General features: G+C 41.4%; 22 protein-coding genes and 1 other RNA gene. 17 read left to right on the top strand and 6 right to left on the bottom strand.

Features of this window, described 5'->3' with window-relative positions; all coding sequences use genetic code 11:
* Nucleotides 1–27: 27 nt before the first annotated feature.
* The 6 genes from pyrD (at nucleotide 28) to L5B83_RS08415 (ending at nucleotide 5657) form a co-directional block, all read left to right on the top strand.
* Nucleotides 28–1044 carry a quinone-dependent dihydroorotate dehydrogenase gene (gene pyrD, locus L5B83_RS08440; RefSeq protein WP_265778152.1) on the top strand — a complete coding sequence of 339 codons (1017 nt, stop codon included), beginning with the start codon at nucleotides 28–30 and terminating at the stop codon, nucleotides 1042–1044.
* Between the two features lie 152 nt (nucleotides 1045–1196).
* Nucleotides 1197–2033, top strand: coding sequence for an RNase RNM (rnm, locus tag L5B83_RS08435; protein WP_265778150.1), 837 nt, complete (start codon nucleotides 1197–1199; stop codon nucleotides 2031–2033).
* 104 nt (nucleotides 2034–2137) lie between these two features.
* Nucleotides 2138–3214, top strand: a complete 1077-nt coding sequence (locus tag L5B83_RS08430; RefSeq protein ID WP_265778149.1) for a 3-deoxy-7-phosphoheptulonate synthase — start codon at nucleotides 2138–2140, stop codon at nucleotides 3212–3214.
* Nucleotides 3215–3232: 18 nt separating this feature from the next.
* The gene (tyrA, locus tag L5B83_RS08425; RefSeq protein WP_265778148.1) at nucleotides 3233–4357 is read left to right on the top strand and encodes a bifunctional chorismate mutase/prephenate dehydrogenase; all 1125 of its coding nucleotides are present in this window, start codon (nucleotides 3233–3235) and stop codon (nucleotides 4355–4357) included.
* Between the two features lie 364 nt (nucleotides 4358–4721).
* Nucleotides 4722–5153, top strand: coding sequence for an organic hydroperoxide resistance protein (locus tag L5B83_RS08420; protein ID WP_265778147.1), 432 nt, complete (start codon nucleotides 4722–4724; stop codon nucleotides 5151–5153).
* Between the two features lie 87 nt (nucleotides 5154–5240).
* Nucleotides 5241–5657 carry a MarR family winged helix-turn-helix transcriptional regulator gene (locus tag L5B83_RS08415; RefSeq protein WP_265778146.1) on the top strand — a complete coding sequence of 139 codons (417 nt, stop codon included), beginning with the start codon at nucleotides 5241–5243 and terminating at the stop codon, nucleotides 5655–5657.
* 113 nt (nucleotides 5658–5770) lie between these two features.
* Here the strand turns inward: L5B83_RS08415 and L5B83_RS08410 are convergent, their stop codons facing one another.
* Entirely contained in the window at nucleotides 5771–6628 is an 858-nt protein-coding gene (locus L5B83_RS08410) for an aldo/keto reductase (protein ID WP_265778145.1), read from the bottom strand.
* 20 nt (nucleotides 6629–6648) lie between these two features.
* Nucleotides 6649–7716, bottom strand: coding sequence for an alpha/beta hydrolase (locus L5B83_RS08405; protein WP_265778144.1), 1068 nt, complete (start codon nucleotides 7714–7716; stop codon nucleotides 6649–6651).
* Nucleotides 7717–7866: 150 nt separating this feature from the next.
* Here L5B83_RS08405 and L5B83_RS08400 point away from each other — a divergent pair, with 150 nt between their 5' ends.
* Nucleotides 7867–8766 (top strand): LysR family transcriptional regulator, encoded by a 900-nt coding sequence (locus L5B83_RS08400; RefSeq protein ID WP_265778142.1) that lies wholly within the window; start codon nucleotides 7867–7869, stop codon nucleotides 8764–8766.
* A 242-nt stretch (nucleotides 8767–9008) separates the two neighbouring features.
* Nucleotides 9009–9917, top strand: coding sequence for a cytidine deaminase (gene cdd / locus L5B83_RS08395; protein ID WP_265778141.1), 909 nt, complete (start codon nucleotides 9009–9011; stop codon nucleotides 9915–9917).
* A 115-nt stretch (nucleotides 9918–10032) separates the two neighbouring features.
* Here the strand turns inward: cdd and L5B83_RS08390 are convergent, their stop codons facing one another.
* Nucleotides 10033–10581 (bottom strand): KdsC family phosphatase, encoded by a 549-nt coding sequence (locus L5B83_RS08390; RefSeq protein ID WP_250350229.1) that lies wholly within the window; start codon nucleotides 10579–10581, stop codon nucleotides 10033–10035.
* A gap of 4 nt (nucleotides 10582–10585) precedes the next feature.
* The gene (locus L5B83_RS08385; RefSeq protein WP_250363033.1) at nucleotides 10586–11521 is read right to left on the bottom strand and encodes a KpsF/GutQ family sugar isomerase; all 936 of its coding nucleotides are present in this window, start codon (nucleotides 11519–11521) and stop codon (nucleotides 10586–10588) included.
* 122 nt (nucleotides 11522–11643) lie between these two features.
* Between L5B83_RS08385 and rnpB the strand changes: the two genes are divergently transcribed.
* Nucleotides 11644–12029: RNase P RNA component class A (gene rnpB / locus L5B83_RS08380), an RNA gene on the top strand.
* Nucleotides 12030–12079: 50 nt separating this feature from the next.
* Here the strand turns inward: rnpB and matP are convergent.
* Complete coding sequence (gene matP, locus L5B83_RS08375; protein WP_250350231.1) at nucleotides 12080–12529, bottom strand: macrodomain Ter protein MatP; 450 nt, start codon at nucleotides 12527–12529, stop codon at nucleotides 12080–12082.
* A 264-nt stretch (nucleotides 12530–12793) separates the two neighbouring features.
* On the opposite strand from matP, the gene L5B83_RS08370 reads away from it, so the two are divergent.
* The 4 genes from L5B83_RS08370 (at nucleotide 12794) to fabA (ending at nucleotide 16066) form a co-directional block, all read left to right on the top strand.
* Nucleotides 12794–13018, top strand: coding sequence for a hypothetical protein (locus tag L5B83_RS08370; RefSeq protein WP_265778140.1), 225 nt, complete (start codon nucleotides 12794–12796; stop codon nucleotides 13016–13018).
* 4 nt (nucleotides 13019–13022) lie between these two features.
* A complete protein-coding gene (locus L5B83_RS08365) occupies nucleotides 13023–13241 on the top strand; it encodes a hypothetical protein (protein ID WP_265778138.1) in 219 nt (72 codons plus the stop codon).
* A 265-nt stretch (nucleotides 13242–13506) separates the two neighbouring features.
* Nucleotides 13507–15270, top strand: coding sequence for a Lon protease family protein (locus L5B83_RS08360; RefSeq protein WP_265761903.1), 1764 nt, complete (start codon nucleotides 13507–13509; stop codon nucleotides 15268–15270).
* Nucleotides 15271–15532: 262 nt separating this feature from the next.
* On the top strand, nucleotides 15533–16066 hold the full coding sequence (fabA, locus tag L5B83_RS08355) for a bifunctional 3-hydroxydecanoyl-ACP dehydratase/trans-2-decenoyl-ACP isomerase (RefSeq protein ID WP_250363030.1): 534 nt from the start codon (nucleotides 15533–15535) through the stop codon (nucleotides 16064–16066).
* Between the two features lie 61 nt (nucleotides 16067–16127).
* On the opposite strand, the gene ybaK is transcribed toward fabA, so the two are convergent.
* Entirely contained in the window at nucleotides 16128–16610 is a 483-nt protein-coding gene (gene ybaK, locus L5B83_RS08350) for a Cys-tRNA(Pro) deacylase (protein WP_250363029.1), read from the bottom strand.
* 73 nt (nucleotides 16611–16683) lie between these two features.
* On the opposite strand from ybaK, the gene L5B83_RS08345 reads away from it, so the two are divergent.
* From L5B83_RS08345 to L5B83_RS08330, 4 genes are all read left to right on the top strand, one after another.
* Nucleotides 16684–17658: an oxidoreductase gene (locus tag L5B83_RS08345; protein ID WP_265778137.1), complete on the top strand. Its 975-nt coding sequence runs from the start codon at nucleotides 16684–16686 to the stop codon at nucleotides 17656–17658.
* A gap of 202 nt (nucleotides 17659–17860) precedes the next feature.
* Complete coding sequence (locus L5B83_RS08340) at nucleotides 17861–19171, top strand: NCS2 family permease (RefSeq protein ID WP_265778135.1); 1311 nt, start codon at nucleotides 17861–17863, stop codon at nucleotides 19169–19171.
* Nucleotides 19172–19299: 128 nt separating this feature from the next.
* Nucleotides 19300–20364 (top strand): DNA polymerase IV, encoded by a 1065-nt coding sequence (gene dinB, locus L5B83_RS08335; RefSeq protein WP_265778134.1) that lies wholly within the window; start codon nucleotides 19300–19302, stop codon nucleotides 20362–20364.
* An 81-nt stretch (nucleotides 20365–20445) separates the two neighbouring features.
* A complete protein-coding gene (locus tag L5B83_RS08330) occupies nucleotides 20446–21096 on the top strand; it encodes an IS1595-like element ISHpa1 family transposase (RefSeq protein WP_194752148.1) in 651 nt (216 codons plus the stop codon).
* The last annotated feature ends 85 nt before the right edge of the window (nucleotides 21097–21181 follow it).

Below are 21181 nucleotides of genomic sequence, written 5' to 3'. Positions count from 1 at the left end.
ACTATCCAGTGAGATAAACGAGTGAATATGTATCCTTTAATCCGAAAAGCACTTTTCAGCCTTGATGCTGAAAATGCCCACAATTTAACGATCCAGCTATTAAAACTTGCTGGTAAACCTGCCTTATATCCGCTGGTTAAAGCGTTGTTCGCTTACCCACAAGGTAATGAAAAAACGGTTATGGGGATTAAATTTAAAAATCCTATTGGGCTAGCCGCTGGCGCAGATAAAAATGCTGAAGCCATTGATGGCTTTGGTGCAATGGGATTTGGTTTTATTGAAGTCGGCACTGTTACCCCTTTAGGGCAAGAGGGCAATCCTAAACCTCGTCAATTTCGCTTAATTGAGGAAGAGGGCATTATTAATCGTAACGGCTTTAATAATCAGGGCATTGATGCGGTGATTGAAAATGTCAAGAAAGCGCGTTTTGATGGCGTGATCGGGATTAATATTGGCAAAAATAAACGCACCCCCATTGAACGCGGTAAAGAAGATTATCTTTATTGTTTGAATAAAGCCTATAATTATGCCGACTATATTACGGTGAATATTTCCTCGCCCAACACGCCAGATTTACGCCAGTTACAATATGGTGAAGCGTTAGACGATTTATTGCAAAGTATTAAAGCCCGTCAGTATATTTTGGCGAACCAATATAATAAATATGTACCAATTGCGGTAAAAATTGCACCAGATTTAACTGAATCTGAATTGGTACAAATTGCAGATGCGTTACGACGTCACAAGATTGATGGGGTTATTGCAACGAATACCACCATTGCTCGCGACAGCGTGCAAGGTTCAAAAAATGCCAATGAAATTGGTGGGTTAAGTGGAAAGCCATTACAGCAAAAAAGCACCCAAATCATCGCTCATTTATATCAAGAATTAAAAGATGATATTCCGATAATCGGCAGTGGTGGCATAAACAGTGTTGCTAGCGCGCAAGAAAAAATAGCGGCAGGTGCGCAATTATTGCAGGTGTATTCAGGCTTGATTTATCAAGGCCCTAGATTAATCAAAGAGCTAGTAACCCATTTTTAATGGATATATAACCAGAAAAGGCTTGAGAAGCAGCCTTGAAATAGCAATAAATGAAACAGAGATAAGGGCGGGCGAATGTCCGTCTTTATTTTTTTAACTTAAAGCGGAAAAATTACAAAAAAAGTACCGCACTTTTTTATTTAGGAACAACAATGCAAAAGATTTACGATTTACATTGTCATAGCACGGCATCTGATGGGGTATTAAGCCCCAAAGAGGTCGTGCAACGCGCTTATGACAATCAGGTTTCCGTGTTGGCATTAACTGATCACGATAGCGTTGCAGGTTTAACGGAGGCACAAGAACAGGCTGATTTATTAGGTATTACGCTGATTAATGGGGTGGAAATTTCGACGCAATGGGAAAATCGCGCTATTCATATTGTGGGATTGGATTTTGATAAAAATCACGAAAAAATGACCGCACTTTTGCAACAGCAAGCAGAAAAACGCTTAGCAAGAGCAATGGAAATTGGCGAGAAATTAGCAAAATTAGGAATAGAAAATGCTTTTGAAGGGGCAAAGCGCTTCACTCAAGGCGAAGTAACCCGCGCGCACTATGCGCGCTATTTAGTGGAAATCGGCAAGGTTTCTAATATTAATCAGGCTTTCAAACGTTATCTAGGGCAAGGGAAGTCAGCTTATGTAAAAGCGGAATGGGTGGATATTCCTAGCGCGATTGACATTATTCACCAAGCAGGCGGTGTGGCGGTGTTAGCGCACCCATTGCGCTATACCTTAACCACCAAATGGCTCAAAAAACTGATTACAGATTTTGCCCAAAGCGGCGGTGATGCAATTGAGGTTTCGGGTTGTGGGCAAACGAAAGATCAACGATTATTGCTGGCGCGTTGGGCGCTTGAACAAGGTTTACTTGGCTCTGTTGGGTCAGATTTCCATTTTCCTTGTGGCTGGATTGAATTAGGACGATCTCTTGAATTGCCAGAAAATGTACCACCCATTTGGCAGAAATTTCGCACCATTTTGTAAATTCCGTGTAAAACAAGTTGAATTTCTCTTAGTTTAAGTGTAATTTATGCGTTACATATGTTGTATATAAAAATTTACATCCTGAGGGTGAGTAGGAAAGAAAAATGAACCACGTAAATCACAAAGATAGCATTCATAATGTGAATATTGTTAATGAAAAAGTGCTAATTACACCACACGAACTGAAAGAAAAATTGCCATTACCGCAACATTTATCTCATCAAATTGAGCAATCGCGGGCGGATATTGCGAATATTATTCATAAAAAAGATAATCGTTTATTAGTGGTGATCGGCCCCTGTTCCATTCACGATCCTCTTTCTGCCTTGGATTACGCAAAACGATTGAAAGCCTTGTCAGATGAATTAAAAGATCAGCTTTACATTGTGATGCGAGTGTATTTTGAAAAACCACGTACGACAGTCGGCTGGAAAGGATTAATCAATGATCCGAAAATTGACGGTAGTTTTGATGTGGAACACGGATTGCATATTGCACGCCAATTATTGTTAGAACTGGCAGAAATGGGCTTACCGCTTGCTACTGAAGCTCTTGATCCTATCACACCCCAATATATGGCGGATTTATTTAGTTGGTCAGCTATTGGGGCAAGAACCACGGAATCACAAACACACCGTGAATTGGCATCAGGCTTGTCAATGGCGGTAGGTTTCAAAAATGGCACAGATGGTAGCATTGCAACAGCTATTAATGCAATGAAGGCTTCGGCAATGGGGCATAGTTTTATTGGAATCAACCAACAAGGGCAGGTAAATTTGCTCAACACGGCAGGCAATCCAAACGGACATATTATTCTGCGTGGCGGTAAAGTGCCAAATTATCAAGCCGAATTTATTCAACAAGCCGAACAAGAATTGCAAAAAGCTGGCTTAGCACCGGCAATTATGGTGGATTGTAGCCACGGTAATTCCAATAAAGATTATCGTCGTCAGCCAATTGTAGCTCAAGACGTTACGCAGCAAATTGTCAATGGCAACCAATCAATTATAGGCGTGATGCTAGAAAGCCATATCAACGCAGGTAATCAAAGTGCGGAACAGCCGATAAGTGAAATGCGATACGGCGTATCCATTACCGATGCTTGTATTGATTGGGAAACGAGTGAAAAATTATTACGCCAAATGGCACAAGCCTTGAGCAAGAAAATAACCAAACTGTAAAGAAATAAGGACAACAATGTGGACGCCCTAAAAGCACTGCGTACAGAAATTGATACACTAGATCAAGAATTATTGCAATTATTCGCAAAACGGTTGGCATTGGTAAAAAAAGTGGGAGAAATAAAACATCAACAAGGTTTACCTATTTATGTACCAAATCGTGAAGCAGAAATGTTGCAAGCAAGACGACAAGAAGCAGAAAAACTTGGTGTACCGCCTGATTTAATCGAAGATGTACTACGTCGTTTAATGCGAGAATCTTATACCAGAGAAAATCAATTTGGTTTTAAAACCGTTAATCCAAACATTAAAAAAATTGTTATTGTTGGCGGAAATGGAAAGCTAGGCGGATTATTCGGGCGTTATCTACAACTTTCTGGCTATCAAGTTGAAAATTTAGGGCGAAATGATTGGGACCAAGCAGATGAGATTCTATCGGGCGCAGATGTAGTCATTGTTTCTGTACCCATCGTAAACACAGTAGAAACCATCGAACGCCTTGCCCCTTATTTAACCGAAAATATGCTACTCACCGATCTCACATCGGTGAAAAAAGCCCCGCTAGCTAAAATGCTAGAAGTGCATAAGGGGGCAGTAGTGGGCTTGCATCCAATGTTCGGGCCAGATATTGCAAGTATGGCAAAACAAGTTGTTGTGCGTTGTGATGGGCGTTATCCTGAGCGCTATCAATGGCTGTTAGATCAAATCAGTATTTGGGGCGCGAAGATTTATCAAGTGGATGCGGCAGAACACGATCAAAGTATGACTTATATTCAAGCTTTACGCCATTTTGCTACCTTCGCCAACGGGCTACATTTATCCAAACAACCCGTGGAATTAGCCAAATTATTAGCATTATCTTCCCCCATTTACCGCTTAGAATTAGCCATGATCGGGCGTCTATTCGCTCAAGATGGGGCATTATATGCCGATATTATTATGGATAAACCCGAAAACCTTGAAGTGATCGAAAGCCTAAAACAAAGTTATGAAGAAAGCCTCACTTTTTTTGAAAACGGCGATAAACAAGGTTTTATCAACGCATTTGAAAAAGTGCGTGATTGGTTTGGCGATTATTCAGAACAATTTCTTAAAGAAAGTCGTCAATTATTACAACAAGCGAATGACTATCGACATCAGTAAATTACAGATTTACATCGCATTATCGGCTTTGAGTATTACTTGAGTATTACTGACTTTTGCTTTCAGGTAGCATTTTATTGGAAAAGTCGATTAAAAAAGTGCGGTGTAAAACCACCAAGTTTTTGTTCTGATTTGATGAATTATTTCGCTTTTATCTTTAAACCCTTTTTCTAATAACTCGGGTGAAAATGGGTATCCCAAAAATCACCATTTAAAAGCATTTGCCAAAAATCCCAAAATCTTCAGTCCGCCCCAAACCAAGTAGAAAAAATTTTAAAAAATTATATTGTTCACAATTTAATTTTAAGCTATGATATTTGCCATCAGAAGCAAAACTTTTTAACCTCCACATAAGGAACATAGCATGAAAATTTTTTATCACACTTCAGCCACGGCCACAGGCGGACGCGATGGACATACACAGGTTGATGACGGCTCTATCGGCTTTGACTTGGTCAGTTTTCAAAATCAAAGCGGCAAGGTCGGCACCAATCCCGAACAGCTTTTTGCCATGGGCTATGCCGCCTGTTTTGACAGTGCGATGAACCACGTTGCTCCGAGCTTAGGGCTTAAACCCGTACAATCAAGCACCAAGGTTGCCATTGGTATCGGGCAAAAAGAGGACGAGGCGTTTGGCTTGGATATTGACATCACGGTTACTGTTGAGGGCGTGAGCGTGGACGAGGCAAAAAAATGGATTCAAAAAGCCCACGAAGTTTGCCCTTATTCCAATGCCACCCGTGGCAATGTGCCTGTCCGCCTGCACGTTAAAGTGATTGAAACCTTTGATTTGTAAGAGGGCAAGCCGTTTTCAGGCGGTTATTTTTGATGATTCTATTGCACACCATTTTATGAATGAATATCGCAGAGAGGCTGCCTGAAAATGTATGAACAGCTTAAATTAGACCATCAAATCTGTTTTCCGCTTTATGCCTTATCCAAAGAAATCACGCGCCGATACACGCCTTTTTTGGCAAAACTGGATTTGACTTATCCGCAGTATCTGGTAATGCTGGTGCTGTGGGAGTGCGATGGTCAGACGGTGAATCAGATTGGGGCGAAATTGCATTTGGACAGTGGCACGCTCACGCCTCTGCTTAAACGCTTGCAAGCCAAAGAGCTGATAAAACGTGAACGCAGTCAAGAAGATGAACGTGTGGTGCAGGTTTTTCTCACGCCATCGGGCAAAGATTTGGCTGATGAAGCCTGCACTATCCCCGAGCAGATGGCACAGTGCTTAAATTTAGAGGCAAGTGAAGTGGCATTGTTGCGTAAAATTGTGGGAAAGCTAGCTGGCTAACCGCTTAATCTTACTGTTTTAGACGGTATTTTGCCAAGAAAGGCGACCTGAAACTTCATTTTCGTTTTTAGGTCGCCTTTTGGCGTTTGCTTGCAGCTATTTTGAAACGCCGTTTATACCTCAAGCTTTCTGCTCGCCAGCCACGCCACCATGGCAGGGTCGCGGTGTGAGAAAAAGGCAGAGGTTTGAGTATCAAGGGCGGTGATGGCAAGCATATCTTCTTGGCTTAGGGCAAAGTCAAAAATATTGCGGTTTTCTTGCATACGTTCTTGACGCACGGTCTTGGCAAGCGAGACGATTTCACGCTGATACAGCCAGCGAAGCACCACTTGTCCGACCGTTTTGCCGTATTTTTCGCCGATTTGCGTGAGTGCAGGGTGGGTAAATAAGCCGTTTTTGCCTTCTGCAAAGGGCGCCCACGCTTCGGCAACCACGCCGTTCGTTTGCAGCCAAGGCACATCATGCAGCCGCTGGTGAAACGGATTGACTTCAATTTGATTAACCATCGGGGCAATGCGGTTGAACGCCATCAAATCCGCCACACGGTCGGGGTGGAAATTGCTTACGCCAATAGCTTTGATTTTGCCTGCTTCATACAGCTCTTCCATCGCCCGCCACGCCCCATGCACATCGCCATAAGGCTGATGAATCAAATACAAATCCACATAGTCAAGCTGCAAGCGGTTTAAAGAACGCTCAAATTGGGCTTTGGCACCCTCATAGCTTGCATCTTGCAGCCAAAGTTTGGTGGTGATGAAGAGTTCATCTCTTGCGATACCGCTTTGTTTGATGGCGTTGCCGACTTCACATTCGTTTTGGTAGCTGGCAGCGGTGTCTATCAGGCGGTAGCCCGATTCAATGGCACCAAGTACCGCTTGTTCGCATTCTTTGGCATCGTTCATTTGGAAAACACCAAAGCCGATTTTGGGCATAGATACGCCGTTTTTTAGGGTTAAAGTTGGGTTGTTCATTTTTTTCTCTCTTTTGAAATTTAAAGGTTTTTGTTAAAAAATTCGGTAAGCTTGTTTAGGGCATCTTGTACATACTCGGGTTTCCAGTAGGTTTCAATGTGGCTTGCACCTTTAATAAGGTGCAGTTGCTTGTTTTGGCTGCCAGTGGCTTGCTTAAAGGCATCTTGGGTCATATAGGCGGTATCGGCTTTGTCGCCAGCAATCATGAGTAAAGGCTGGTTGATGAGCTCAATTTGGTCGGTGGCATCAAAGGCGATTAAATCAATTAGGCTTTCGGTGGTGTAACGTGGGCTGGCGTTGGGGTGATAATGGGTTTTTCCATAGTAAACAGCCCCGTCTCGATACAATCCTGCTGGTAGTTGGGCAAGAATGGCGTCGGTAACTTGGCTGGGATTGGCATTGGCTTCATAGTCCACTTCGCCAGTACGAATGAGTTTTTCTCGTGCAGCGGCGGCTTTTTGCAGTCGCTCTGGCAGACTTGAACGCAGACTGCCCGCTAAACCTTCACGGCGTATAAGACCTGTGTTAAACATGCTGATGGTTGCCGCTGCGGCAATGCGTTTGTCGGTTTGAGCGGCTTTAAGCGTGTAGCCACCTCCGCCACAGATGCCCAGTGCTGCAATGCGGCTGCTATCTACGCCTTGATAGGTGCTGATGAAATCAATCATGGCGTGAATGTCGTTGGTGCGATAAAAGGGTTTATCAACATTGCGGGGGCTGCCACCGCTTTGCCCTTGAAAAGCGGCATCTGCGGCAATGGTGATATAGCCCTGTTCGGCAAGACGCTGGGCATACAGTCCTGCCACTTGCTCTTTTACACCGCCATTAGGGTGAGCAATAACAATGGCAGGATATTTTTTAGTAGGGTTAAAATCTGCTGGTGTATAAACATTGGCGGCGATATCAATCCCCGTTTCTATCTGTTTGTAATGCACGGGGTGAATTTGAACCTTGCCTGCAATATTGGCGGTTATGGCATTCTCGTAAGTCAAACCATAAGGATTTTGACGGTAATCCATAGCATTGGCACCACCGATAAGAAATAGCGATAATATACCAGCCGAGATGGCTTTTTTATATGAAATCATGAATTTATCCTTTCATTTTTTATCTAGAGGCATCAGTATAGACGAAAAAAATGGCTGTGATTAGCCCATCATTTCCGATATGCTTTATCGAAAAATACGCATAATCGTTTTTTTTGCCGTTTAATTTTCAAACAATCTACGGATAAAAACATGGAAAGTCTCGACCGCCTACATTTGTTCACCGCCATTATTGACGCGGGCAGTTTCACCAAAGCGGCTGCCCAGCTTGGCATTGCCCAATCGACCCTAAGTTACAGCCTAAAACAGTTAGAAACCTCGCTTGGCGTGCGGCTTGTGCAGCGTAACACGAGAAGCCTAGCCCTCACCGAAGCAGGGCAGCGGCTATACGATGAGCTAAAACCGCTGCTGCGTGCCGTGCAAAACAGCACCGAACTGGTGCAGGAATTTGCCCATGAACCGCAAAGCCGTATTCGGCTGACGGGTTCGCCGCTCGTTTTTCGTTATCTTTTGCAAAAACCGCTTGCCGCATTTCGCCGTGCCTATCCCAACGTCTGCCTTGAGCTGCACAGCGATGTACGCTTTACCGACATCATTCACGAACGCTTTGATGCAGGTATCCGCTTGGGCGGATTTTTGGCGAAAGATATGATTGCACGGCGAATCAGTCCTGATTTAACCATGGTGGTGGCAGCAAGCCCAAGCTATCTTGAGCGCCACGGCACGCCCCGAACGGTAGACGAACTGCACAGCCACAGCTGCCTGCTTTACCGCCTGCCAAGCCTTGATAACCTGATGGCGTGGGAATTTTGCGATAAAAATGGCCGCACTTTTTCCATCACCCCAAGCCAAAGCCCATTGATTACCAATGATTTTGACCTGCTTTTTGCCGCAGCTAAAGCAGGCGAAGGGCTGATTTGGCTGCCTGAATTTGTCTTAAAACAAGAAAGTCCACAAGGTGAGCTGGTCGCCGTCCTCAAAGATGATGCGGTGCGCTATGAAGGCTTTCACCTTTATTACCCAAGCCGTAGAGAAAGCCCAGTTTTTAATGCACTGGTGCAGATGCTTGTGGCGGCGGAAATTGGCAAATAGGCTTATATTCAATTCATTAGTTGATAGAAGCTAAAATAGAAAATATGCATTTGAGCCGTTAGTAAAGTGCGGTCATTATTTTGTTTATTTTTTACTGATAGATGAATAGGTTAGCTAGATTTTATGCAATTAAAAATGGGATTTTTGAGCTAGCTCACAAAATTGATGTCTTTCGCAAGATCTTTATCGCATTCTACTTTATGATTCACAATGTTTTATCGTGATGTAAAGGAGAGTGCGAAATGAATAATCATCTTCAACAACATATTTCAGAGAGAATTCGGCAATCACTTCCTGAGTTAAGTCATCCATCTTTGGCTTTAGATCTTTGGAATATCCTTGCAGAACAGCATTTTCAAGGTTTTCTCCCGTATTTTACGGTTAATCATTTATGTGAAAAATATCATCTGACCGCCAAACAATTGGCATTAGTCTTACTGCCTATTAGTGCGTGTTATGCAAATCCAACGATTTCTCATTTTAGCGTTGGGGCTGTTGTAATGGGGGAAAGTGGCAATCTCTATTTCGGTGCAAATCAAGAGTTTTGCACCACGCATATTCAGCAAACTATTCACGCAGAGCAAAGTGCCATTTCCCACGCTTGGATGCGAGGAGAGCGAAAATTAACGGACGTAACGGTAAACTATACACCTTGCGGACATTGTCGCCAGTTTATGAATGAATTAAACAGTGCTGAAACGTTGCATATTCACTTGCCTCATAGCCAAAATAATTTGCTGCATCACTATTTGCCTGATTCGTTTGGTCCAAAAGATTTGGCTATTTCTTGTCGATTATTTGATGAACATCATAATGGTTTAAGTTATAGCACAGAAGATCCTGTTATTTTGGCCGCTTTAAATGCCGCTAACCAAGCTCATGCCCCTTATTCGCAAAGCTATTCGGGGATTGCAATTCAGTTGCAAGATCATCAAATTTTCTGTGGAAGTTATGCTGAAAATGCCGCATTTAACCCTGCATTACCGGCAATGCAAGTAGCATTGAATTATTTGTTATTAAGTGGCGCAGAAACAGAAACGATCCAACGGGTTGTGATGGTGGAACAACCTCTCAATCTTTCTTATCGTAAAATGGCAGAAGAATTATTGGCTTATTTAGCTGATGTGCCGTTGGAGTATATTATGTTGTAAAGGTTAAAGATCTTTTATTTCCAGTATTTTGGCGTTGGAAATAAAAGTTATTTTGCAATAAAGTGCGGTCAAAAATTTGATGAAGATTTTGACCGCACTTTTCTTTTTGATTGTTTTACTGTGCCATATTTTCTACGGTTTTGAGAAAGCCTTGTGCGGTGGCAAAAGCATCACTTTTTCCTTGCGCACGCATAATCATATCTGACATTTCACGAAATGCGCCTTGACCACCGTGACGTTGTAGCACGTAATCGGCACAATCTTGTACATAATCCATCGCATCACCTACCGCAAAGGATAATCCACATACTGCAAAAGCTGGGAGATCTACGCTATCATCGCCAATAAATGCCGTTTCTTCTGGGGTTACGCCAGCTTGTTTGATTAATTCAAAACAGGCGCTTTCTTTTTCTAATTTGCCTAAAAAGAACAGGTTAATACCAAGATCAGCAATGCGTTTGCGTAAAATAGGGGAGTCTCGCCCAGAAAGTACGGCAACCTGTACGCCATTTTCCATTAACATACGAATGCCTAAACCATCGCGAACGTGGAAACTTTTAAAGGCTTCACCGTTGGCATCATAGTGGAGTAAACCGTCTGTGAGTACGCCGTCTACATCGGTGATCACGAGTTTGATATTTTGTAATTGTTCGTTTGAAATCATAGTATTAGCTCGAAAATTCAATTAAACCTACCACGTTTTTAGCGTCATCTAACACAATTAATGAATGAATTTTGTGTTCTTTCATCACATTTTCTGCTTCTGCTAAATAGCAATTGGCATTGATGGTTTTAGGTTGTGAGGTCATCAGTTCTTGTGCGGTTTTACTTAAGGCTTCCGCACCATTGCGTGTGAGCGTTCGGCGAATATCACCATCGGTAATAATGCCTTTTAATTCATTGCCTTGCATTACAATTGCCACCCCCATACGTCCTTCATTCATAATGCTTAAACAATCGGTAAATGAGGTGGAAAGCTGTGCAATAGGTAATTTAGTTTGCATCTGATCTTTCACTCGGGATAACAAGCGTTTACCTAAACTTCCTCCCGGATGATATTTGGCAAAATCTTCAGGTTGGAAGTTTCTTGCGGTAATTAATGCAACGGCAAGGGCATCACTCAAGGCGAGTGTAACCAAGGCAGAAGTGGTCGGTGCAAGATTATTCGGGCAAACCTCACGCTCCACCGTAATATCTAGCACATAGTCTGCGTGTTTTGCCAAGGTGGATTGTTTATTGCTGGTTAATGCAATGATTTTATTACCAAAATTTTTTAAACTTGGAATAAGTTTATTTACATCATCGGTTTCACCGCTGTAGGAAATTAGCATTACAATATCAATGGGCTTGAGCATACCTAAATCGCCGTGAAAGGCTTCTGTGGGGTGAAGGAAAAAACTGGGCGTCCCTGTGGAAGCAAAGGTTGCTACCATTTTTTTGCCGATCAGCCCTGACTTACCAATTCCACCGACAACTAAGCGCCCTTCGCAATTTAGAATTAATTCTACCACTTGGTTGAATTGCTCATCTAAACGCTGGCTTAGCTGTAGTAAGGCCTTTTGTTCCACCGCGAGGGTGTCTTGTGCGATTTTAAGATAATCCATTGTTGCCTCTTTCATATTAAGCAAAAGTGCGGTTATTTTAGCGCAAGTTTTTTATGAACTCTAGCAAGATATTTTATTGTGCTTTTCTTGCATTTCCTTGATATTGCGCTATACTCTTGCTCCGAGTTAGCCAAACAATCGCTGGTTTATTGAAGCCCTAAACCGTTTATAACGACCTAGTGGGACAAATAGACGAGAGGAAAGTCCGGGCTACATAGGGCAGAGTGCCAGATAACGTCTGGGAGGCGAAAGCCTACGACAAGTGCAGCAGAGAGCAGACCGCCGATGGCTTTTTAGCACAGGTAAGGGTGAAAGGGTGCGGTAAGAGCGCACCGTGTGAGTGGTAACATTTCACAGCAGGGTAAACTCCACTCGTAGCAAGACCAAATAGGAACTCAATGGGTGGCCCGCTCAGAGTTCGGGTAGGTTGCTTGAGCGTTTGTGTGAATAAACGCCTAGATGAATGATTGTTCAACGACAGAACCCGGCTTATCGACTAACTCAAAGAATAAAATAGCCTCCATTTTTGGAGGCTTTATCTTATCTTAAAAGTGCGGTCTATTTTTTCAATAAATCTTTTAACCCTTCTTTCATTGCCGACATTTGGTGTTCATAAGCCGCTTTACTTTCCCGTTCATCAATCATATAAGTGATGGTTTCAGAAAGCGTCATTTTCATTTTCTTAGCATATCTTGATAGCCTTAACCATACAGAATATTCTAAATCAATTGATTTTTTCTTGGTGGTTTGCTTTTCCGCATTGAAAAAACGTTTACGCCGCGCGCGAATCGCTTGATCTAATTTCACGACTAAATTAGGTGAAAGATGCATTTTCACCCATTCTTCTATTTGTACAGCATTATTTTGCACAGCGATCAAACGGCGTACCATTTCTTGCTGTAAACTACGCTCTTCATAGCGTGTAATTTGCTCCCCTTCACGGGCTTTTTTGGTTAAATAGAGCCATTTCCAGTGCGCTTCTTGATTTTCTAGCTTTTGGTATTTCATCGTATTTCCTCAAGTCCGTTACGGGGTAACTCTATAAGTTTACGCTGTTCTGATTTTTTTCGCTAGTAAATTTTATTCATTTGCCTCTATTAATGGGATTTGTTTTGTTAAATAGGTCAGCTCATTATCCTTTACAATCTATGTTATTTATTGCAAAATGCGATGAATTATCAAGGAGAATCATATGTCTGATTACATTTCTAGAGCGGAGTTTGAGCGATTTACTCGTTATAATGAGGAAGCTATCTCTCTCTGTTTAACCGAGTGTTAGGGTTAGATCTCGTTTTACGAGGAATCGTTTTACCATTATCTACTACTGAACAAAATTCTACGCAAGTTATACAGGATATTGTTCAGTTATTAGAAAATGTAAAGAATCAAATGATTACTTCTGATAGCATTGCACCTGAACATCAAAAAGATATTTTTGCAAGCACGAATGAAATGATAAAGATGTTGCAGGATAGACTTCATAAAATGGAGGAATAAGGCAATGAAAAAGAATTATGAGTTATCATCAGTTATTGGTACTGTTGTTACTACTTATACCTCAACTTATACTGAATTGAAAGGCAGACAGGAGGAGCTTGTCTCTATTGAGGGAAAAATAAGTGAAATAAAAGAAGATATTGGAGAACTCAAAGCAAACTTCAAAATAATGGAAAAAACATTAATTGAAATTAATAATAAACTTGATAAAGTTGTTGAATAGCGTAAGTGGTATAAGGCAGCTGCGGGTTTTGTCATTGCAGCATCAACAGCAATTATTGCATTTATTGTTTTTCTCATTTCATATTCAAGTGAGATAACTGCGATCAAAGAGCTTCTTACTCAAGTTATTCAAAAATCCGCCTAATAATTCTTATTGAGATTTTTCTCGTTTATTTAAATTTAGTCGCTACTTGTGGGATATTCAAGCTTAGCAGATTATGCGATAATCCACTTTTTCAACCATTACCTAAAGAGAGCCACATACTTTGCCTGCGTTATTTAATCAAGTTTTATCTTGGCAGAATTTGCGTCCTGAATTAGCCGGACGAGCAGATTTTTCACAATCTATTGATTTTTTTGATTTACAATCTCGCGCTCGTGCTAGCATTGCGCAATTCTTACAAAATTCTGACCGCACTTTGCTCGTGTTAAAAGCCGATCAGCAAGGGGAATATGCGGTATTACTGGAAAAATACATCAGTAAGTTCCAACCACAACATTTGCCGTTGCAAGGTGTGCGTTATCATATTGAACAAGGTTCTGAGCAACTATTGCCTACTATCACCTTACAAAATGCGACTAGCTTGGAAGATAATTTTGCAGCAAAAAAACAAGTGGCAAGTGCGATCTATTATGATCACCAGCGATTATTTGGTAATGTACGAGAAAACGCACAACAGATTGATTTACAAAGTGGCTTGGTCCATCAACTCAATGGTGGGGTACTGATTTTAAGCGTAGAGCCTTTATTAACACAAGTAGGCTTATGGGAACGATTAAAACAGCTTTTGAGCGAACAGCATTTTCATTGGCAGTCTTTACACCCTTATAAACCATTGCCTTGTGAGATTCCAAGTTACGATCTGGCATTAAAAGTGATTTTATTGGGCGATCGCACGCAACTCGCTTTATTAGAAGAATTAGACGAAAATCTTTACCAACTTGCCGATTATGGCGAAATTGAAAGCTATTTTTCTCTTGATGATGAGCAAACACAGCGACAATGGCAAAATTATGTGCAGTCTTATGCCAAACAGCTTGGCATACAGCTTAGCATTGAGGGAATAAATAGGTTATATCAGCTTTTAGTGCGAGAAAGTGAAGATCGCCATTGTATTAATATTTCACCGTTAAAGCTAAAAGAAATGCTGAGCAACACCCGAACCTTAGCACAATCCGATGAATTAAGTGCGGTGCAATTTGAGCAATATTTTCAAGCAAAACAGCAGCAACAAGGCTTTTTACAACAGCAAACCTATGCCGATATTCTGCGCGAACAAATTTATGTTGCCACTCAAGGTGAGGCAGTCGGGCAAATTAATGGGCTTTCGGTGATTGAGTATCCCGGTAGCCCAATATCCTTTGGTGAACCTTCACGGATTAGCTGTATTGTTCAGCTTGGTGAGGGAGAAGTGATTGATGTTGAACGTAAAAATGAGCTGGCAGGCAATATTCATAGTAAAGGCACAATGATTGCTGAAGTCTGTTTAGCGAATATTTTGGATTTACCGACTCAACTGCCGTTTTCTGCCTCTATCGTTTTTGAGCAATCTTATAGTGAAATTGATGGCGACAGTGCATCGCTTGCCTGTTTCTGTGTGTTAGCCAGTGCCTTAGCATTGCAACCGTTACCTCAGTCCATCGCAATTACAGGGGCGATTGACCAGTTTGGACTTGTTCATTCTGTCGGTGGAGTAAATCAAAAAATTGAAGGCTTTTTTGCCATTTGTGAAAAACGAGGGCTAACGGGGAATCAAGGCGTGATTGTGCCTTCTGCAGTGTTAAATCAGCTGAGTTTATCGGAACAGGTAATCAATGCGGTGAAAAATCAGCAATTTTCAATTTGGGCGGTTGATGATGTTTTTCAAGCCTGTGAGATTTTGTTTAAACGCCATTTATTAGCCGAGGAAGATAGCACGTATAATGAACAAAATCAGCCACTCAGTGAGCTTATTAATCAACGTTTAAACGCCCATTCTGAGCAACAAAAAAGTGGTTTTTGGTATTGGTTATTGGGGAGAAAAAATTAACATTTTTTACACCGCACTTTTCTACCAAACCAGAGCAAAAAACTGAGGAAGAATTAAGTCTCGTTAAAAGAGCGGTGAGATTTTTCCAATTTTTTAGGCGAGCAGCAATGTTCGCCTTTTTCTTTATTAAAATTCACTTATTTACCCACTGATCGGACAAGTTTAGCGAACAAGTGTTAGCTGTATCTATTTCATCGAAAGCCTGATAGAATAGCTGCCGAATTGATACATTCAGTATCATCACATATTAGAGGACATAAAAATGACAAACACTTGTACACCAAATAAAAAAAGTAGCTACAACTATGAAGATTTATTGGCATCAGGGCGTGGTGAATTATTTGGCGAACAAGGCCCACAGCTCCCAGCCCCAACAATGTTAATGATGGATCGCATTGTAGAAATGAATGAAACAGGGGGAACCTTTGGTAAGGGATATATTGAAGCAGAACTAGATATTCACCCTGAGTTGCCTTTCTTTGCTTGCCATTTTATTGGTGATCCAGTAATGCCGGGCTGTTTAGGGTTAGATGCCATGTGGCAGCTTGTTGGTTTCTATCTTGGTTGGATTGGTGGCAAAGGTAAAGGCAGAGCCTTAGGTGTTGGTGAAGTGAAATTTACAGGACAAATTTTACCAACGGCGAAAAAAGTGATTTACCGCATTAATATGAAGCGTGTGGTAAACCGTAAGCTAGTGATGGGATTAGCTGATGGTGAAGTCGAAGTCGATGGCAGAGTGATTTATACAGCAACAGATCTAAAAGTAGGTTTATTCCAAGATACTTCCGCCTTCTAGATAAATGACTTAATTTTCCCTATTGGCTCAAATGTTACCCCTTTTCCCATTTGAGCCTTTTTTATTCTATGTCATCAACAATATCAGCAAAATTTGCTTGCAAAATCTCGGCTAAATGCTGAGGAGACAGTTCCACACTTAACCCTCGCTTTCCACCTGATACGTAGATATGCTCAAAATTTAGCGCAGATTGTGCAATCACTGTTTTCACTTTTCTTTTTTGCCCTAGCGGACTAATGCCTCCGACTAAATACCCCGAGCTTTTTTGGGCTGCCTCTTTATCTGCCATTTCCACTTTTTTCACGCCGATAGCTTTTGCTGCTTTCTTCAAATTCAGCTTATTTGCCGTAGGAAGCACAAAACAAGCGAGTTTTTTCTGATCGCCATTTTCAGCCACAAGTAAAGTTTTGAAAGATTGTTCGGGCGGAATGCCTAATTTTTCTGCAGCTTCATCACCAAAATGGAGGTTGTTTGGGTCGTGATCATAACTATGCAACACAAAAGGGATTTTATGCTTTTTTAATAAATCAATGGCTGGTGTCATTTTCTTTTCCTATCAGAATTCGGTAAAATGCAGGGCTTATTTTACGCCGATTATTAAAATTAAGGGAGAAAAAATGTTAAAGATCGCCATTGCCGCAGAATTTGAATTAGCCGAAAAACTGGCTGAATGTTTAGAACAAAGCCAGCTTGAAATTGACCACTTATCCGTCGTGGAAATTTTTCCATTTAATGAAGAACAGGGGATTCGTTTTAACAATAAAGCGGTGGTGCAAATAGTGCCAGATGAGGTGGATTGGACAACTTTCAATTATGTCTTGTTCGCAGGCGAAGTGTCAGCGGCAAGCCATTTAGCAAAAGCAGCAGATGCAGGCTGCGTGGTGATAGATTTGTTTGGGATTTGCGCCAGTTTACCTGATGTTCCGCTTGTTCTTCCTACCGTAAATGATCAGCAAGTTATGGAATTACGTCAGCGCAATATTGTTGCTTTACCTAATCCACAAGTAACCCAAAGCCTCTTGCCACTTGCTGATTTATTGCAACAATATCCACTAAAACAGGTACTTATTACATCATTATTACCTGCTTCCTATATGGGAGATGAAAAAGTGGCACAGCTTGCTGGACAAACCGCAAAACTATTAAATGGTATTCCTTTAGAGGAACAAGCACAACGCCTTGCTTTCGACGTCTTTCCAGTGCAACGTGCTAATTTGAGCGCTCAAGTGCAGAAAATTTTCCCTCAACTTGATAATGTGATTTTTCACCAAGTACAGGTTCCCGTCTTCTATGGGTTAGCACAACAAGTCAGTGCCTTTTTTGATTATGACGTAGAACCAGAAAGGGTAGTGCAAAGTTGGCAGCAAAATGCATTACTCAGCTATCATTCTGATACCTTGATCACCCCTGTGATAAACGGCGAAAATGAAAATGGTGAAAGTGAGGTAAAACTGCACATTAGCAACCTTAACCAACAGCAAAGTGCGGTGGAAAATGGCATTGAATTTTGGTCGGTGGCAGACGAACAACGCTTTAACCTTGCTTTAATGGCGGTAAAATTGACGGAATTGGTTTATCAGGCGGGTTATTAATTTTCTTTCAAAGATAAAGTGCGGTGGAAAAATTTACGTTTTTTCTACCGCACTTTGCTTATACTTATTTTAAATAAATGACAGCTATATCCTAAAAAAAACTATCGCGTAATCGTTTTCGTTCTGCTAAAATTGGCAAGAAAAACACCTCTCTTTTAAGTTGCGTTTTTCATCTTTTTTATCAACTAAATCGGATTAAAAAATGGAAAATCAGTCTTTTCTACAAAAACTTTTTAAATTAAATCAAAAAAATACCACCGCAAAAACAGAGATCATCGCAGGGATCACCACCTTTTTCACGATGGTTTATATTGTGTTTGTTAATCCTTCTGTGCTTGGTGATGCGGGGATGGATAAGCAAGTGGTCTTCGTTACAACCTGTTTAATCGCCGCATTTGGTACGATTGCAATGGGATTATTTAGCAATCTGCCTATCGCACTTGCCCCCGCAATGGGATTGAATGCCTTTTTTGCTTATGTCGTAGTAGGGAAATTAGGGTATTCTTGGGAAGTGGGAATGGGGGCGATCTTTTGGGGTTCCGTTGGGTTGTTTATCTTAACCTTATTCCAAATTCGCTATTGGTTAATGGCATCTATTCCTTTGAGTTTACGCGTTGGAATTGGTGCTGGGATTGGCTTTTTTATTTCGCTCATTGGCTTTAAAAATATGGGGTTAGTTGTCGCAAATCCAGCAACCTTAGTGGCATTGGGCGAGTTACATAATCCACAAGTATTAATGGGCATTTTAGGCTTCTTTATCATTGTGGTATTAGCCGCGCGTAATATTTATTCAGGTGTACTCATTTCAATTGCTGTGGTTACCACGTTGGCATTAATTTTTGATGAAAGTGTCGTCTTTCACGGGGTTATTTCAATGCCACCGAGTCTTGCGCCAGTCGTGGGCAAAGTGGATATTGTCGGCGCATTAGATACCGCCTTGCTCGGCATTATTTTCTCTTTCTTATTGGTGAATTTATTCGATTCTTCAGGCACTTTGTTGGGTGTAACAGATAAAGCAGGAATCAGCGATGAGAAAGGACGTTTCCCGAAAATGAAACAAGCTCTTTATGTGGATAGCGTGAGCGCTGTGGCGGGATCGTACATCGGCACATCTGCAATCAGTACTTACATTGAAAGTGGCGCTGGTGTTTCCGTGGGTGGACGCACGGGAATGACGGCAGTTGTAGTTGGCGTGCTGTTCTTATTAACCATTTTCTTCTCGCCATTAGCGAGCGTTGTGCCACCTTATGCCACCGCAGGCGCCTTGGTTTATGTGGGGATTTTAATGGCTTCAAGCTTAATTCGTGTTCAATGGGAAGATTTAACCGAAGCCACACCTGCCTTTATCACCGCGGCAATGATGCCATTCACGTATTCCATCACAGAAGGCATTGCTTTTGGCTTTATTAGCTATTGCGTGATGAAAGTTTGCACAGGGCGTTGGAAAGAAGTCAATGCACCAGTTTGGGTGGTTGCCTTACTCTTTATTGCCAAATTCGTTTGGGTTGGCTAACTCTTTTTAATTAGGGCGAAAAATTCGCCCTAATTTTTTACCGCACTTTTGTTATTTTCGATTTGCCTTAAAAACAGGTAAAATATTGCCAATTTTGCACCGCACTTTATTTTTCTCTCATACTGCTTATGCGAAAAATCATTCATATTGATATGGATTGCTTTTATGCTTCTATTGAGCTGCGTGATAAACCGCATCTTAAAGGCAAACCTGTGGCGGTGGGCGGTTCATCTGAGCAACGTGGCGTGTTAAGCACTTGCAATTATGAAGCGAGGAAATTTGGTTTGCATAGTGCAATGCCAACAGCACAAGCCCTAAAACGTTGCCCAAATTTGATTTTATTACCGGTGAATATGCCGTTGTATAAACAGGTATCGCAACAAATTCAGCAAATTTTTTATCGTTATACACACTTGGTTGAGCCGTTATCTCTTGATGAAGCCTATTTAGATGTTACAGATTGCGATAAATGCTCAGGCTCAGCCACTTGGATAGCTCAAGAAATCCGTCAAAAAATTTGGCAGGAAACCCAACTGACTGCATCAGCGGGCGTTGCACCGTTGAAATTTTTAGCCAAAACTGCCTCGGATAAAAATAAGCCTAATGGGCAGTTTGTGATTCACCCCGATGAAGTGGCGGAGTTTGTGAAAAAGTTACCATTAAGTGCTATTCCCGGTGTTGGAAAAGTGACAACGCAACGTTTGTTAGAAATGGGGCTGAAAACCTGTGCTGACGTGCAAGGTTTTGAACAACATCTATTGTTAAATCAATTAGGTAAAGTGGGGCAGCGTATTTGGTCGTTTAGCCACGGAATCGATGAACGAAAAGTGCAACCTGAACGGTTACGCAAATCTGTTGGGGTGGAAACAACATTATTGCAAAATATCACTGAGCTACGTGACGGCGAGGCGGTTTTAGATCACCTCTACCCGCAATTAATAGAGCGTGTGCAGCGGGCTTGTCCGCATATTTCTTTGGAAAAACTCAATAAAATCGGGATTAAACTCAAATTTGAGGATTTTCAAATTACCACGCTAGAAAAAAGTGCGGTCAGTTTTCAGTACGAAAATTTTCGTGCATTGTTATCGCAAATTTGGCAGCGCCGTCAAAATAAATCCATTCGATTAATTGGCTTACAGGTTAATTTACCCGAGCAACAAGAAGAAAAACAGATGAGTTTATGGGAAAACTGATCCGTTAAATCTTGAAATTACAAAATTTATAGGGGCTGTCCTAGATAACACTAAAAAATTTATTTAGGTTAGAATGAACCAATGAGAAAAAGTCGTCTAAGTCAGCACAAACAAAATAAACTCATTGAGCTATTTGTTGCAGGTGTTACTGCAAGGACAGCAGCAGAGTTAGTCAATGTAAACAAAACGACTGCCGCATATTACTTTCATCGTTTACGCCAACTCATCTATCAAAACAGCCTTCACTTAGAGATGTTTGAAGGTGAAATTGAAGCCGATGAAAGTTATTTTGGCGGTGCTCGCAAAGGCAAACGTGGTCGTGGTGCGGCAGGGAAAATTGCGGTATTCGGGCTTCTCAAGCGCAATGGCAAGGTTTATACCGTTGCGGTTCCAAATACGCAATCTGCCACCTTGTTACCCATTATTCGGGAGCAGGTAAAGCCTGATAGTATTGTTTACACCGATAATTATCGTAGTTATGACGTGCTTGATGTGAGTGAATTTAGTCATTTTCGTATCAATCACAGCACACATTTTGCTGAAAATCATAACCACATTAACGGAATTGAGAATTTTTGGAGCCAAGCAAAACGCCATTTACGCAAATTTAATGGTATCCCAAAAGCGCATTTTGAGCTTTATTTAAAGGAATGTGAATGGCGTTTTAATTACAGCAACATAAAAAGTCAAATTTCTATTTTAAAACAATTGGTTAAAGGGAGTTTAGCCTAGTTATCTAGGACAGCCCCAATTTATAATTATATTGGTTATTCCTTTAATCATTTATTGGATAATCAATCACATACTTACAATGAGG

The organism is Avibacterium sp. 21-599, assembly GCF_026226765.1.
Lineage (GTDB): Bacteria > Pseudomonadota > Gammaproteobacteria > Enterobacterales > Pasteurellaceae > Avibacterium.
Note: the sequence above shows the minus strand (reverse complement) of the source record. Positions and strands in the feature narration are given on the sequence as shown.

Coding starts and splice junctions, on each gene's coding strand:
- pyrD (WP_265778152.1), top strand. CDS start 28: ATGTATCCTTTAATCCGAAAAGCACTTTTCAGCCTTGATGCTGAAAAT.
- rnm (WP_265778150.1), top strand. CDS start 1,197: ATGCAAAAGATTTACGATTTACATTGTCATAGCACGGCATCTGATGGG.
- L5B83_RS08430 (WP_265778149.1), top strand. CDS start 2,138: ATGAACCACGTAAATCACAAAGATAGCATTCATAATGTGAATATTGTT.
- L5B83_RS08420 (WP_265778147.1), top strand. CDS start 4,722: ATGAAAATTTTTTATCACACTTCAGCCACGGCCACAGGCGGACGCGAT.
- L5B83_RS08415 (WP_265778146.1), top strand. CDS start 5,241: ATGTATGAACAGCTTAAATTAGACCATCAAATCTGTTTTCCGCTTTAT.
- L5B83_RS08410 (WP_265778145.1), bottom strand. CDS start 6,628: ATGAACAACCCAACTTTAACCCTAAAAAACGGCGTATCTATGCCCAAA.
- L5B83_RS08405 (WP_265778144.1), bottom strand. CDS start 7,716: ATGATTTCATATAAAAAAGCCATCTCGGCTGGTATATTATCGCTATTT.
- L5B83_RS08400 (WP_265778142.1), top strand. CDS start 7,867: ATGGAAAGTCTCGACCGCCTACATTTGTTCACCGCCATTATTGACGCG.
- cdd (WP_265778141.1), top strand. CDS start 9,009: ATGAATAATCATCTTCAACAACATATTTCAGAGAGAATTCGGCAATCA.
- L5B83_RS08390 (WP_250350229.1), bottom strand. CDS start 10,581: ATGATTTCAAACGAACAATTACAAAATATCAAACTCGTGATCACCGAT.
- L5B83_RS08385 (WP_250363033.1), bottom strand. CDS start 11,521: ATGGATTATCTTAAAATCGCACAAGACACCCTCGCGGTGGAACAAAAG.
- matP (WP_250350231.1), bottom strand. CDS start 12,529: ATGAAATACCAAAAGCTAGAAAATCAAGAAGCGCACTGGAAATGGCTC.
- L5B83_RS08365 (WP_265778138.1), top strand. CDS start 13,023: ATGAAAAAGAATTATGAGTTATCATCAGTTATTGGTACTGTTGTTACT.
- fabA (WP_250363030.1), top strand. CDS start 15,533: ATGACAAACACTTGTACACCAAATAAAAAAAGTAGCTACAACTATGAA.
- ybaK (WP_250363029.1), bottom strand. CDS start 16,610: ATGACACCAGCCATTGATTTATTAAAAAAGCATAAAATCCCTTTTGTG.
- L5B83_RS08345 (WP_265778137.1), top strand. CDS start 16,684: ATGTTAAAGATCGCCATTGCCGCAGAATTTGAATTAGCCGAAAAACTG.
- L5B83_RS08340 (WP_265778135.1), top strand. CDS start 17,861: ATGGAAAATCAGTCTTTTCTACAAAAACTTTTTAAATTAAATCAAAAA.
- dinB (WP_265778134.1), top strand. CDS start 19,300: ATGCGAAAAATCATTCATATTGATATGGATTGCTTTTATGCTTCTATT.
- L5B83_RS08330 (WP_194752148.1), top strand. CDS start 20,446: ATGAGAAAAAGTCGTCTAAGTCAGCACAAACAAAATAAACTCATTGAG.